General features: G+C 69.4%; 12 protein-coding genes and 2 pseudogenes. 7 read left to right on the top strand and 7 right to left on the bottom strand.

The window, feature by feature from the left end; translation table 11 throughout:
* Nucleotides 1-32: 32 nt before the first annotated feature.
* Entirely contained in the window at nucleotides 33-1,886 is a 1,854-nt protein-coding gene (gene htpG, locus O7610_RS15850) for a molecular chaperone HtpG (RefSeq protein WP_281555698.1), read from the top strand.
* A gap of 70 nt (nucleotides 1,887-1,956) precedes the next feature.
* Here htpG and O7610_RS15845 read toward each other — a convergent pair whose 3' ends face one another.
* Complete coding sequence (locus tag O7610_RS15845) at nucleotides 1,957-2,667, bottom strand: aspartate/glutamate racemase family protein (RefSeq protein ID WP_289211268.1); 711 nt, start codon at nucleotides 2,665-2,667, stop codon at nucleotides 1,957-1,959.
* A gap of 221 nt (nucleotides 2,668-2,888) precedes the next feature.
* Between O7610_RS15845 and O7610_RS15840 the strand changes: the two genes are divergently transcribed.
* The 3 genes and pseudogenes from O7610_RS15840 (at nucleotide 2,889) to O7610_RS15835 (ending at nucleotide 5,275) form a co-directional block, all read left to right on the top strand.
* On the top strand, nucleotides 2,889-3,914 hold the full coding sequence (locus tag O7610_RS15840; protein ID WP_289211267.1) for a LacI family DNA-binding transcriptional regulator: 1,026 nt from the start codon (nucleotides 2,889-2,891) through the stop codon (nucleotides 3,912-3,914).
* A gap of 246 nt (nucleotides 3,915-4,160) precedes the next feature.
* Nucleotides 4,161-4,253 (top strand): annotated as a pseudogene (locus tag O7610_RS30680) (hypothetical protein); the annotation flags it as partial.
* A complete protein-coding gene (locus tag O7610_RS15835) occupies nucleotides 4,253-5,275 on the top strand; it encodes a cellulose binding domain-containing protein (RefSeq protein WP_289211266.1) in 1,023 nt (340 codons plus the stop codon). The pseudogene O7610_RS30680 and the gene O7610_RS15835, both read left to right, overlap by 1 nt.
* Before the next feature lie 88 nt (nucleotides 5,276-5,363).
* Here O7610_RS15835 and O7610_RS15830 read toward each other — a convergent pair whose 3' ends face one another.
* Entirely contained in the window at nucleotides 5,364-5,903 is a 540-nt protein-coding gene (locus O7610_RS15830; protein WP_289211265.1) for an ABC transporter substrate-binding protein, read from the bottom strand.
* Nucleotides 5,904-6,045: 142 nt separating this feature from the next.
* On the opposite strand from O7610_RS15830, the gene O7610_RS15825 reads away from it, so the two are divergent.
* Nucleotides 6,046-6,444 carry a hypothetical protein gene (locus O7610_RS15825; protein ID WP_281551507.1) on the top strand — a complete coding sequence of 133 codons (399 nt, stop codon included), beginning with the start codon at nucleotides 6,046-6,048 and terminating at the stop codon, nucleotides 6,442-6,444.
* 120 nt (nucleotides 6,445-6,564) lie between these two features.
* Here the strand turns inward: O7610_RS15825 and O7610_RS15820 are convergent, their stop codons facing one another.
* Nucleotides 6,565-6,957 (bottom strand): winged helix-turn-helix transcriptional regulator, encoded by a 393-nt coding sequence (locus O7610_RS15820; protein ID WP_289211264.1) that lies wholly within the window; start codon nucleotides 6,955-6,957, stop codon nucleotides 6,565-6,567.
* 88 nt (nucleotides 6,958-7,045) lie between these two features.
* Between O7610_RS15820 and O7610_RS15815 the strand changes: the two genes are divergently transcribed.
* Entirely contained in the window at nucleotides 7,046-7,462 is a 417-nt protein-coding gene (locus O7610_RS15815) for a RidA family protein (protein WP_281567278.1), read from the top strand.
* A 119-nt stretch (nucleotides 7,463-7,581) separates the two neighbouring features.
* On the opposite strand, the pseudogene O7610_RS15810 reads toward O7610_RS15815, so the two are convergent.
* From O7610_RS15810 to O7610_RS15800, 3 genes and pseudogenes are all read right to left on the bottom strand, one after another.
* A pseudogene (locus tag O7610_RS15810) lies at nucleotides 7,582-7,911 on the bottom strand (response regulator); the annotation flags it as partial.
* Between the two features lie 47 nt (nucleotides 7,912-7,958).
* Nucleotides 7,959-9,218 carry a sensor histidine kinase gene (locus tag O7610_RS15805; protein WP_289211263.1) on the bottom strand — a complete coding sequence of 420 codons (1,260 nt, stop codon included), beginning with the start codon at nucleotides 9,216-9,218 and terminating at the stop codon, nucleotides 7,959-7,961.
* Nucleotides 9,219-9,429: 211 nt separating this feature from the next.
* The gene (locus O7610_RS15800; protein ID WP_289211262.1) at nucleotides 9,430-9,798 is read right to left on the bottom strand and encodes a helix-turn-helix transcriptional regulator; all 369 of its coding nucleotides are present in this window, start codon (nucleotides 9,796-9,798) and stop codon (nucleotides 9,430-9,432) included.
* Nucleotides 9,799-10,147: 349 nt separating this feature from the next.
* On the opposite strand from O7610_RS15800, the gene O7610_RS15795 reads away from it, so the two are divergent.
* Nucleotides 10,148-11,182, top strand: a complete 1,035-nt coding sequence (locus O7610_RS15795; protein WP_281551502.1) for a TerC family protein — start codon at nucleotides 10,148-10,150, stop codon at nucleotides 11,180-11,182.
* A 15-nt stretch (nucleotides 11,183-11,197) separates the two neighbouring features.
* Here the strand turns inward: O7610_RS15795 and O7610_RS15790 are convergent, their stop codons facing one another.
* Nucleotides 11,198-12,958, bottom strand: a complete 1,761-nt coding sequence (locus tag O7610_RS15790) for a S8 family serine peptidase (protein ID WP_289211261.1) — start codon at nucleotides 12,956-12,958, stop codon at nucleotides 11,198-11,200.
* Between the last annotated feature and the right edge of the window lie 409 nt (nucleotides 12,959-13,367).

The raw sequence follows: 13,367 nt of genomic DNA, 5'->3' as shown, positions 1-13,367 counted from the left end.
TCCAGGCCGAGGCGCGCCAGCTCTTGCAGCTGATGGTCCATTCAATCTACTCGAACAAGGACATCTTCCTGCGCGAGTTGATCTCGAACGCCTCCGACGCGCTGGACAAACTGCGCTTGCAGGCGCTGGTCGACAAGGATCTCGACGTCGACACGTCGGACCTGCACATCGAGGTCGAGGCCGACCGCGAACAGCGCACCCTCACTGTGCGGGACAACGGCATCGGCATGTCGCGGGACGAGGTGGTCAGCCTGATCGGCACCATCGCCAAGTCCGGCACCGCCGAGCTGCTGCGCAAGATGAAGGAATCCAAGGAAGCCGCCGCGCAGGAGCTGATCGGGCAGTTCGGCGTCGGCTTCTACGCCACCTTCATGGTCGCCGACCGGGTCGTCCTGACCACCCGGCGGGCCGGGGAGACCGAGGCGACCCGCTGGGAGTCGTCCGGCGAGGGCACCTACACCATCGAGACGCTCGACGAGGCGCCCCAGGGCACCACGGTCACCCTGCACCTCAAGCCCGAGGACAAGGACGACCAACTGCACGACTACACCGAAGAGTGGAAGATCCGGGAGATCGTCAAGCGGTACTCGGACTTCATCGCCTGGCCGATCCGCACCACCACCGAGCGTCCCGGTGAATCCGACGGTGAGACCACCAGCGAGGTGGTCACCCTCAACTCGATGAAGGCGCTGTGGGCGCGGCCCCGTTCCGAGGTCACCGACGACGAGTACAAGGAGTTCTACAAGCACGTCAGCCACGACTGGAACGACCCGCTCGACATCATCCACATGAAGGCCGAAGGCACCTTCGAGTACGAGGCGTTGCTGTTCGTGCCGGCGCAGGCGCCGTTTGACCTGTTCATGCGGGACGCGCGGCGCGGCGTGCAGCTGTACGTCAAGCGCGTGTTCATCATGGACGACTGCGAGGCGCTGATCCCGGAGTACCTGCGGTTCATCAAGGGTGTCGTCGACGCGCAGGACCTTTCGTTGAACATCAGCCGGGAGATCCTGCAGCAGGACCGGCAGATCCAGCTGATCCGGCGGCGGCTGGTGAAGAAGGTGCTCTCCTCGCTCAAGGAGTTGATGGACAACGACGCCGACCGGTACCGCACGTTCTGGACCCAGCTCGGCCGGGCGGTGAAGGAAGGCCTGCTCAACGACTACGAGAACCAGCGGGCGATCCTGGACATCTCGTCGTTCGCCTCGACCCACGATCCGGAGCAGCTGACCACTCTGGCCGGGTACATCGAGCGGATGAAGGACGGTCAGGAGGACATCTACTACATGACCGGCGAGTCCCGCACGATGATCGAGAACTCCCCGCACATGGAGGCGTTCAAGGCCAAGGGGTACGAGGTCCTGCTGCTCACCGACCCGGTCGACGAGATGTGGGTCGAGTCGGTCGCCGACTACGACGGCAAGAAGCTGCGGTCGATCGCCAAGGGCCAGGTCGACCTGGCCGGCGACGACGACACCGCCGAGTCCGACCCGGAGCGGGAACAGCAGAAGGAAACGTACGCCCCGCTGCTGTCCTGGCTGGGCCAGACGCTCGACGAGCAGGTCAAGGAGGTACGGCTCTCCACCCGGCTGACCACCTCGCCGGCCTGCCTGGTCGGCGACGCCGCGGACATGACCCCGGCGCTGGAACGGATGTACCGGGCGATGGGCCAGGACGGGCCGAAGATCAAGCGGATTCTGGAGCTGAACCCGACCCACCCACTGGTCACCGGGCTGCGTGAGGCGTACGGTGCCCGCGCCGACGATCCGGCGCTGGCCGAGACCGCCGAGCTGCTGTACGGCACCGCGCTGCTCGCCGAGGGCGGTGAGCTGGACGACCCGGCCCGGTTCGCCAAGCTGCTCGCCGACCGACTGGCCCGTACCGTCTGAACCGCCGGTTCCGGTCCCCCGGCGGGCGTCGACCCGCCGGGGGACGCCCGCTGGCGGGACCCGCCACAGCTCAGGCGGTGACCGTTGCTTCGGCAACGATCGCCTGGTCGACGGCGGCGGCGACGTGCAGCCGGCTGGTCGGGAAGAGCAGCAGCGGGGTGTCCTCTTGACGGACCAGCAGCTCGATCTCGGTGCAGCCGAGCACCACGCCCTGCGCGCCGGCGGCGATCAGCCGCTCGATCACCTTCAGGTACCTGGCCCGGGACGACTCGCTGACCACTCCGAGGCACAGCTCGTCGTAGATGACCGAGTGGACCATCTTGCGGTCTGCGGCGTCGGGCACCAGGACTGTCAGGCCATGGCCGGCCAGCCGCTCGCGTAGGAAGTCCTGCTCCATGGTGAAGGCGGTGCCGAGCAAACCGACCGTGTGCAGCCCGTGGCTGCGGACCGCGTCAGCGGTGACGTCGGCGATGTGCAGCAACGGGATGTCGATTGCGGCGGCGACCTGATCGGCGACCTTGTGCATGGTGTTGGTGCACAGCAGCAGCAGGTCGGCACCGGCCGCTTCGACCCGCCGGGCCGCGTCAGCGAGCAGGTCGGCGGCTTCGTCCCACTCACTGACCGCCTGCCGTCGTTCGACGTCGGCGAAGTCGACCGAGTAGAGCACGCACCGTGCCGAATGGTGCCCACCCAGCCGGTCGCGGACCAGTTCGTTGGCGAGCCGGTAGTAGTGCGCGCTGCTTTCCCAGCTCATGCCGCCGAGCATGCCGATCGTCATCATGCTGCCATCGTGCCACCGGGTGCCCGGGCACCGGGCGGATATTCGTCGGCGGACATCGACCCGGTCGGCGGCTGTCGCGGCCGTCCATGTATTGACTATTGTGGACTCACTTTGCGGACTACCGGCAGCTGTCCGAACATCAGGCGTGCCACCTGCGATGACCCAGCGACGGGCGGGAGGGGACCGTGGTGCCCAGGGACGTACCGGTACGGCGGATCGGCATGCGTGAGGTCGCTCGGGCCGCTGGCGTATCGGTCTCCACCGCGGCCAACGTGCTGAGCCGACCGTCGATCGTCGCGCCAGCGACCCGCCGCCGGGTGGAGGCCGTCATCGAGTCCGTCGGCTATGTGCCGAACGGTCCGGCCCGGCAGTTGCGCGGCCGGCCCAGCCCGATCGTCGCCAGCGTCACCCTTGACCTGGCCAACCCGTTCTACGCCGAGGTCAACCGGGGCATCGAGGACGAGCTCGCCGAGCACGGCTGTCTGGTGCTGGCCTGCAGCACAGACCTGCGCCCGGCCAAGGAGCGGCAGTTGCTGAAACTGCTGCAGACCCAGGCCGTACGGGGCGTCATCATCGCGCCGGTCGGTGCGGACCCGGCGCCGCTGCTGTGGATGAGTCGGCACGGGATGGCGGTCGTGCTGATCGACCATCCGCGCGCAGGGCTCGACCTGTGCGCGGTCGCGGTCGACGACGTCGCCGGTGGCCGGCTGGCCGGTGAGCATCTGGTCGGGCTGGGGCACCGCAGGATCGCGTTCCTCGGCGGCACCCGGGACGCCGGGCCGGTGGCCCGCCGTCGCGACGGCGTACGCAGGGCGCTGGCCGCCGCCGGTCTCGACCCGGCGACGGGGTTGCTGGACGTCCGCGTACCGCTGCATCCGCCGCCGCTGGTCGAAGCCGCCGCCTCGGCGTCGGCGCTGATTCTCGCCGCGACCCCGCCGGTGACCGCGGTGGTCTGTCTCAACGACACGGCGGCGCTGGGCCTGCTGGACGGGTTTGCCGCAGCCGGTGTCCGGGTGCCGGCGGACATCTCGGTCGTCGGCTACGACGACCTGCCGTTCGCCCGCCGGCTGGCGCCTGCGCTGACCACGGTCAGCCAGCCGAAGTATCGGCTGGGCCGGGCCGCCGCCGAACTGCTGCTGGACGAGGCCAGGCCGGGGCACGCTCACCGGGAGATCGGGTTCCGCCCGACGCTGGCGGTCCGCGCATCGACCGTCCCGCCGTCCGACGCGTCGAAACGCATCGATTGATAGCTATTGCCTCCGGCCGGGGTGCGGACGTAGCTTGTTGGCACACCGTAGAGCGCCGAGCCGGTCCTCGTACCCCCGGTTTACAAACGTTGCAACAGCGCGCCGCGCACGCCCCCGCTCCGGGTCCGTGCGCTCGGGCAGGCGCGCCTCGCCCCGGGACTTCCCGGGCTCAACCTGAGGTAGGTCAAGCGCGGGGTCAACCACCCGCACGTCTGGTACACCGGCGAGACTGACTCGTTCGCCGACATCAAGGCGCTCGGTGCCAACACCGTACGGGTGGTGCTGGGCAGCGGCCAGCGCTGGGGTCCGTCCAACGACGTCGCCGACGTGATCGATCTGTGCAAGCGGAACCGGATGATCTGCGTGCTCGAGGTGCACGACACCACCGGGTACGGCGAAGAAGTGCCGCCGCCTCGCTCGACCAGGCCGTCGACTACTGGATCAGCCAGAAGAGCGCGCTGGTCGGCGAGGAGAACTACGTCGTCATCAACATCGGCAACGAGCCGATCGGCAACGTCGACGCCGGCCAGTGGACCGCCGCCACGGTCGACGCCATCGGGCGGATGCGGGCCAACGGCTTCGATCACCTGCTGATGGTCGACGCGCCGAACTGGGGCCAGGACTGGCAGAACGTCATGCGGGCGGACGCCCAGACGGTGCTGGACGCGGACAGCCACGGCAATACCGTGCTGTCGATCCACATGTACGCGGTCTACAGCAACGCCTCGTCGATCGTGAGCTACCTTGACGACTTCGAGGCCAACGGGTGGCCGCTGGTGATCGGCGAGTTCGGCTGGCAGTTCAACTCCGGAGAGGTGGACCACGACACGATCCTGGCTGAGGCGCAGGCCCGTGGCCTCGGCTACCTCGGCTGGTCGTGGAGCGGCGACACCGACCCGATCCTCGACATGGTGCTCAACTTCGACCCGAACCAGATGACCACCTGGGGTGAGCGGATCTTCAACGGACCGGACGGCATCAGCTCCACCTCCCAGGAGGCCAGCATCTTCGGCGGTACGCCGCCGACGACCGCCCCGCCGACCACTGCCCCGCCCGGCGGCGGAGCCTGCACTGACAGCTACCGGGTCGTCGGCCAGTGGCCGGGTGGTTTCCAGGGTGACGTCCGGGTCACCGCCGGCAGTTCGGCGATCAGCGGCTGGGTGGTGACCTGGAGCTTCGCCGACGGCCAGACCGTCAATCAGGCCTGGAACGCTGCCGTCACCAACAGTGGGTCCAACGTGACCGCCCGCAATGTCAGCTACAACGGCAGCCTCGGCGCCGGTGCCGGCACGACGTTCGGCTTCATCGGGTCCTGGAACGGCATCAACAGTGTTCCGACGCTGACCTGCGCTGCGGTCTGATACAACAGCGCGGCACACGGCCTGACGTGCAGCCCGGCCACCAGGAGCCGGCGGGTCGGGGACGACTTGTCCTCTCCGACCCACCAGCTCAGCCGCCGAGCGTGGTCAGCTCGGACACCACCACGTTGGCCAGTGCCCGGCCGTCGCGGCGGACCTGGCGCAGGTACCACTTCTGGATCGGGGCGTGGGTGGACTTGGCGAACTGCCAGGGCCCGCGTGGGCTGGTGAGCTGCCCCAGCCCGGCGATCGCCGTGTTGATCTCCGCCGGTGTCGGGTTGATCCCGGCCGCGGTGATCGCCCGGTCCAGCACGGCCGCCGCGTCGTATGACGCCATCACGATCGAGGTGGGGGTCCGGCCGGGGTAGGTGGCGTTCCAGGCGGCCCAGCCGTTGACCGAACGCCGGGCCTCGGCCACCGCCGTTCCCGCCACGGCCACTGTCGCGGCCGTCGGTGGGGCGGACACCGGCCGCGTGGGGGCGGGTACGGACGCCGAGGCGGATGCCACTGCCGGCACCGGCGGGGTGGGGGTGACGGCGCGGGCGGCGGTGCCGGTGCCGACTCGGGTGCGGGTGCGCGGGCGGAACAGCGGCGCAGGCGCATTCACCGTGGCCCGGCCGGCGTTGATCACCGGCCGGTCGCCGCCGAAGGCCGCCGGTACGATCGGCCGACCGCCGACCAGCGACGGCCGGGCATGTCCGGTGAGGGCTGACCATCACCTCGGCCTCCGGCGGCGAGTACCTCGTCGCGTTGTCCAGCAGTTCGGCGAGCAGGTGCGCCACCTCGTCGACGGCCGCGCCGGCGACGGACAGCTCCCGGTCGACCGTGCCGATCCGTACCCGGGTGTAGCGCTCGATCTGGGAGAGCGTGGCCTGGATCACGTTGTCCAGCGGCACCGCTTCCCGCCGTACCCGGGAAGTACCGGAACCACCGAGCACCAGCAGGCTCTGGTTGATCCGTGCCATCCGGGCGGCGAGGTGGTCAAGTTGGTAGAGCTGTTCGAGCCGGTCCGGGTCGGTCTCGTCGCGCTCCACCCGGTCGACCTGGGCCAGCATCGCGTCGACCAGCCGCTGCTCGCGTCGGGACAGGTGGACGAAGATCTCCGAGACGTTGGCCCGCAGCACCGCCTGTACGCCGGCGACCCGTACCGCCTCGCGATGCAATCGCTGTGATCTTGTACGTCGGTGCCTGCCGGTAGGTCCTACGATGCCGCAGGTGGGCAGGGCGAACAGTCCGGTCGTCAATTCGTGGCAGGCGCTCACCCTCGACATCGGGCGGCGGGGCGCGGCCGGTCACGGCTTCACGCTTGCCTGCGTCACCTCATCGTCGAAGCGGCGGCGGGCGCGTTCAACCTCGGCGTAGTTGGCGGCGGTCCAGCCGAAGAGGGCGTCGACGAGGTCCTGCAGGGTCTTGCCCAGCGGGGCGATACGGTACTCGACGGCGAGCGGGCGGGTGCCGGTGACGACCCGTTCGACCATGCCGTTGCGTTCGAGCCGGCGCAGCGTGGCGGTCAGCGACTTCTGGGTGACCGCCGGGATCTCCCGGCGGAGCTCGTTGAACCGCAGCGGCCGCCCGCACAGCGTCTCGAGCACCCGCAACGACCACTTGTCCAGCACCTGGTCGAGCAGCTCCCGCTGGTCCCTGCTGAGCGGGGAGTCGGCTTCCGCGAGGGTGGTTTCCGGCATGACACCTAGTATCGTTGAAGTTCCCTTCGGATACCAGGTAGACATCTGATACCTGATGACATCCGTGTTCGACGAAGGGAAACCCGCAATGACCACCGTGCAGCTGCTGTCCCCGGAGGGGATGGCCCAGCCCGTCCCGTACCACCACGTGTCGATCGCCACCGGCAGTCGCCAGGTGCACGTCGCCGGCCAGGTCGGGCGCGACGCCGACGGCAAGCCGGTCGGCGACGCCGACGAGCTCGCCGACCAGGTGGCGCAGGCGTTGCGCAACACCGCGCGCGGTCTCGCCGGTGCCGGCGCGAGCTTCGCGGACGTGGTCCGGCTGCGGTTCTACGTCACCGACTGGACCCCGGAGCAGATGGACGACCTGATGGCCGGCGTCGCGCGGGTCGCCGACGAGCTTGCGATCCCGCAGCCGTTCCCACCGTCGTCGCTGATCGGCGTCGAGGTGCTGTACGCCCCCGACGTGCGGGTCGAAATCGAGGCCGACGCGGTCCTGGACTGATGCGCGGCTGCCGACTCAGGCGGTGCCGCCGGACGTCGCCGGGCGAACTCGGCGATTACCCGGCGGGTCACCGTCTGGTCGACCAGACCGTAGCCGGCCGCCAGCCGGCGGATCGCGTCGATCAGGTCCTCGGGCTCGCAGTCCTTGAGGATGAATCCGCTGGCCCCGGCTTCGAGCGCGCCGAAGACGTACTCGTCGAGGTCGAACGTGGTCACCACCAAGACCGCTGGCGGCGACCCGGCCGCGTCGGCGAGGATCTGCCGGGTCGCGGTGAGCCCGTCGCCGCCGGGCATCCGTACGTCCATGTAGACCACGTCGGGACGCAGCCGCCGGGCGGTGGTGACCGCCGACGACCCGCTCGACGCCTCCGCCACCACCTCGATGTCGGCGACCTGCTCCAGCAGCACCCGGGAACCGGCCCGTACCACCGCCTGATCGTCCACCAGCATCACCCGGATCGTCCCGGCACCGGCATCAGCCCCGGCTTCCGCCCTGGTCACGACCGCTCACCTCCGTTGTCCGTCAGCATCACCGCGACCGACCAGCCGCCGTCGGTGATCGGCCCGGCCGCGAGCCGGGCACCGATCAGCTGGGCCCGCTCCCGCATGCCGACCAGCCCGACACCGCTGCTGATCCGTACCGCAGGCTCCGGGTGTCGGGCCGGCGGGGCATTAACCACCGCCAGCGACACCTCACGCGACAGGCAATGCAGCGTGACCTGGACCGGCGCGCCCGGCGCGTGCTGCCGGGCGTTGGACAGCGCCTCCTGCACCGTGCGGTAGAGCGCGACGTCGGCGATCGGCGACACCGGCCGGGGCGGCCCGTTGACGCTGAACTCGACCGGCGTACCCAGGCCCCGGGCGGTGCGGACAAGTTCGTCGAGCACGGCCAGTCCGGGCACCGGAACGGCGCCCTCGCCGTCCCGTCCCGGACCGGCGCCGTCGGCCGGGTCCGCCGGGCCGGCACGCAGTACCCCGACAACCAACCGCAGATTGTCCAACGTCGCCTTGCCCTGCGTCCGGATCCAGGCCACCCCCTCCTTCGCTGCGGCCGGATCCCGGTCGATCAACTGCTGCACCGCCGCCGCCTGCACCACCATGCCGGACAGGTGATGCGCGGCGACGTCGTGCAGCTCCCGAGCCATCTGGGTGCGTTCCACACCGATCGCCGCCCGTACCTTCGCCTGCTGGGTCCGAACCGACTCGGCGGCCTGCTGACGGAGCAACCGCACGTAGCGTCCGCGGGTGGCGACGTAGCTGCCGACGAACGCGCCGCCGAGGTAGGACAGCACGCTTGACCCGGCCGGGCCGACCGCCGGCAGCAACAGGCCCGGCGTGCTCACCGCGGCGGCGCCGACCGCCGCCGCCACCTCGACCGCCACCGCCGCGCCGAGCAGCGCGAACGACCGCCGGGCCGGCGGCAGACCCGCGATGGTGTACGCCACGACGAACGGTGCGAATCCCCGGATCGTCGCGTCCGGTGGAGACGACGCGATCATCACGACCTGGACGCCGACGACGGCGGCGAGGCAGAGCAGTGGGTGGACCCGGCGCAGGCACAGCAGCAGCGCCTGCCCGACGGCGAGACAGACCAGCAGCCACTCCCGCGCCGCGGTGAGCGCGAACTCGCTCGGCGGCGTCACCACCCAGAACACTGCCGCCAGCATCGTGAACGTCAGCGCGGCGACGCCGGTCGCGAGTAGACAGTCACGGACGAACGGCCGGTCCTCGATGTGGTCGTACATCGTGTGCAGCATCCTCTGTTCCAGGTCGGGGCGGGCCGCGACGGGCAGTCCGGCCGGCCTCGGGACGGGCAGCTCGCACCGGTCAGTAGGAGATGTCCGGCGCGAGCAGCATGAAATCGACAGCGAACCATCCCGTACCGGCGAGGGCCAACAAAACCAGGGTGCTGCCAGCGCCATCTGGCGTAGGGTCACACTCGACCTACGACCTTGGTAGGAAGTCGGATCAGCCTCCGGTAGGCGGATCGGGCCGTGCCTGCTCCGGCCCGGGTCGGTCTGATTGCCGGGTAAACAGGTCGAGCAGGTCACCGATCTGCCGGTTGGCTTCGGCGGGGTGTCGGAAGTGCCCGGTCGGGTCGACGGTGTACTGGTTACGGCGGCCGACCCGGGTACGGCGCAGGTAGCCGGCGGCTTCCAGGTCGGCCACGATGCTCTGGGCCGCGCGTTCGGTGATCCCGACGGATGCGGCTACGTCGCGCAGCCGTACCGTCGGGTCCCGGGCGACGGCCAGCAGCACGTGCGCATGGTTCGTGAGGAAGGTCCAGCTCCGGGCGGCTGGCTGTGCGCCGGGATCGGCTGAGGCTGGCACCGACATGCTGACCCGCCGTCCCCTTCGCTCATCGCGCGTCCCTCGCCGTCGCACTTCTTCGAAGGCAACAGCCTTCGGACGCAATGTACGTAGGACAGTACGGGAAAGCCGGATCGCAGGTCCGGCGATCCGCCAGCCGTGCCGGTTGGCTGCCCGGAGCTTGACACGCGAATCGCGCTTCGCGAATACTGGTACGTAGTTCGAGGGGGAGTACCCGAGTACCACCGCGTCGTCGTCAGCACGGGCCCGGATCTGCCGCGCCCCGGCGACGCAGCCGCCACCCGGTGGCCCGGGGAGACCTTCGTCCAGTAGCGCCGGCCCTGACCACGGGTCGGCCGGGCGAAGGGTCTGTCCGTTGACCGTTTCCTGGTGGGTCTGGGCCGCGCTGATGCTCGCGGTCGCCGCGATGCTGGCCGTCGACCTGTTCCTGCACCGTGACAACCACGTCATCGGCTTCCGTGAAGCAGCCATCTGGTCCGGCGTCTGGATCGCCGCCGGCCTGCTGTTCGGCGTACTGCTGTGGGCCTGGCAGGGCGGCGAGGTCGCCGGCACCTACTACGCCGGCTACCTAATCGAGAAGGCGCTGTCCATCGACAACGTGTTCGTCTTCGCGCTGGTATTCAGCTACTTCGCGGTCCCGGCCGCGTACCAGCACAAGGTGCTGTTCTGGGGCGTCATCGGTGCCCTCGTGTTCCGGCTGGTGTTCATCTTCGTCGGCGCCGAACTGCTGGAGGCATTCTTCTGGACCGCGTACCTGTTCGGCGCGTTCCTCATCTACACCGGCTACAAGATGGCCTTCCGGCACGACGAGCAGACCCCACCGGACCGCAACCCGGTGGTCCGCCTGGTCCGCCGCGCCATCCCCACCGACCCGGCGTACCACGGCGAGAAGTTCTTCACCCGGGTCGACGGCAAGCGCGTCGCGACCCTGCTGTTCGTCGTCCTCATCGCGGTCGAGGCCACCGACCTGATCTTCGCCATCGACTCGATCGCCGCGATCCTGGCCATCAGCACCAGTACGTTCATCGTCTGGACGGCGAACGCCTTCGCCATCCTCGGGCTCCGCAGCCTCTACTTCTGCCTCGCCGGCCTGCTGCGCCGCTTCGTGCACCTGCACTACGGCCTGGCGGTGCTGCTCGCCTTCGCCGGCGTCAAGCTCATCCTCTCCGAGACCCCGGTCGGCAAGCTGCCCATCCCGGTCACCCTCGGGGTCATCGTCGTCACCATCGCGGTGTCGATCATCTGGAGCCTGCGCAGCACCAGCGGAACCGGCGACGCCATCGGCGGCGGTGGCGGTGGTGGCGACGGCGTCAGCGGGCCGGACACCGGTGCCTCCGGTGCCCGACCCGCTGAACCAGCTGATCAACCTGACCGTTCAGTTGTCAGGTGATGGTCCGGCCCGTCGTCAGACGACGGTGCAGGGCGTCCCGTTCAGGGTGAACGCGGTCGGCTCCGCGGTCCCGGAACCGGTGCCGTTGAACCCGATGCTCGCCGTGCCCTGCGGCAGCAGCGTCGAGTTCCACGTCAACGAGGTCGCGGTGACGTCCTGGCCGCTCGTACCGTAGGTGGCGGACCACCCGCTGCCGAACGAGTGCCCGCTGGGCAGGGCGAAGGCCAAGGTCCAGCCGTTGATCGTGCTGGTGCCGGTGTTCGTGATGACGATGTTGCTGGTGAACGTGGAGCCACCGCTGTTGACCGCGTAGGAGACCTGGCAGGTGCCCGCCCCCGTCGGGGTGTTGACGGTGACCGCCGACGAGAACGACGACAGGTTGCCGGCGGCGTCCTCAGCCCGTACCCGGAACTGGTAGCTGGTCCCCGGGGTCAGCCCGGTCGCCGTGAACGAGTTCGTCGCCGAGGTGCCGGCCGACGCGAACCCACCGCCGCCGGTGGCCCGCTCGATCTCGTAGCCGACCACCCCGACGTTGTCGGTCGACGCGGTCCAGGTGAGCGTGGCCGAGGTCGCGGTCACGCCCGACGCCACCGGCGTGCCCGGGGTCGACGGCGCGACGGTGTCGGTCACAGTGCTACCCGGGTCGGCGTACAGCAGCAGGTTCGGCGACCCGGCGCCGATGCCGGTCAGCACGTTGCTGGTCGCGGCGCCCAGCAGCGCCGCCTTGGCCTGGGCCATCGTCGCGCTCGGGTTGGCCTCCAGATAGCGGGCCACCCAGCCGGTCACGTGCGGAGCGGCCATCGAGGTGCCCGACCAGTTGGAGGCGACCGCGCTGTCGCCGCTGTTGCCGGCCGAGGTGATGTTGTTGCCCGGAGCGAAGACGTCGATGCAGGAGCCGTAGTTGGAGCTGGACCACCGGCCGTCGGTGATGGTGGTCGCGCCCACCACGATGCCGTCCGCTGACCGAGGGTTGTTGTTGCAGGCGTCGCTGTTGTTGTTGCCCGCCGCGAACACCGCCAGCACCCCGGCGTCGATCATGTTCTGGGCGGCCGTGTTCACCACGCTGCCGTAGTTCTGCAGGCTGAGATTCGCCACCGAGCGCGGCGGTGCGTTCGTCGCCACCCAGTCGATGCCCTCGATCAGGTCCGCGTCGGTGCCGAAGTTGAAGCAGTCCAACACCCGCACGTCGCGGATCTGCACGTCCTTGGCGACGCCGTACGTCGTGCCGCCGATGGTGCCGGAGACGTGCGTGCCGTGGCCGTGGCAGTCGCCCGGACTGTTGCCGTCGTTGACCGCGTCGTAGGCCCACTGCGCCCGGGTGCCGAAATCGTCGTGCGTGGTACGGATCCCGCTGTCCAGGACGAACACGGTGGTCCCGGTGCCGTCGGTGTCGTAGCTGAACTCCTGGTCGAGCGGGAGGTTCCGCTGGTCGACGCGGTCCAGACCCCATGACGGGGGGTTGGGCTGGGTGGTCGCGCCACCGCCGGTCACCACGGGCTCGACGGCCTGGATCACCGCGTCGGCCTGGACGTACTCGACGTTCGGGTTGGCGCGCACCGCCTCGAGGGCGTCGGCGTCGAGTTTCGCGGAGAATCCGTTCAGCACCGTCGTGTACGGGTGGACCTCCCGGCCACCAACCCGCTCGGCGACCACCACAGGGTCGTTGGCCGCGCCGCCCTTGAGCGGCTGGTCCTTGAGAACGACAATGTAGCCACCATTTGGCGTACCATTCTCGGCAGGCAGCAGGGGAGCGAGAGAAGTCGTCGGTTGTGCCATCGCAGGGGTGGCGGCGAAAACTACCAGAAGTGCGGAAGTTGCGGCTGTCGCGAATGCCTGGCGACGGTATCGGTGCAGTCTGGACATAGGAGAAACTGGCCTCCTGGGCGCGGTGACGCATGGACTACCGGTGAATCGACGGCTTGCCCAGCTTGTCAGCTGCCGGGATCACCGGGCGCTGTGGCCGGACTGAGTGCTCGAGCCCCGTCTGCTGCAATGAGAGCACGGGTGTCGGCGTTCGCCAATGCCAAGACTTCTTGAAACGTGAATGAACTATGTTAAGAAGGCGGGGTGGCCAGGGGCTGTTCACAGGATCGAAAAAAGCGACTGCCCACGTGATTGCTCTCACGTTGCCAAACGGCGCGCGGGTCGATCTTCACCGGTCGTGCAACCCTCTCGGGACTGCCGG

Origin of the sequence: Solwaraspora sp. WMMA2065, from assembly GCF_030345075.1 — a bacterium.
Lineage (GTDB): Bacteria > Actinomycetota > Actinomycetes > Mycobacteriales > Micromonosporaceae > Micromonospora_E.
This window is presented reverse-complemented; position numbering and strand designations above follow the sequence as displayed.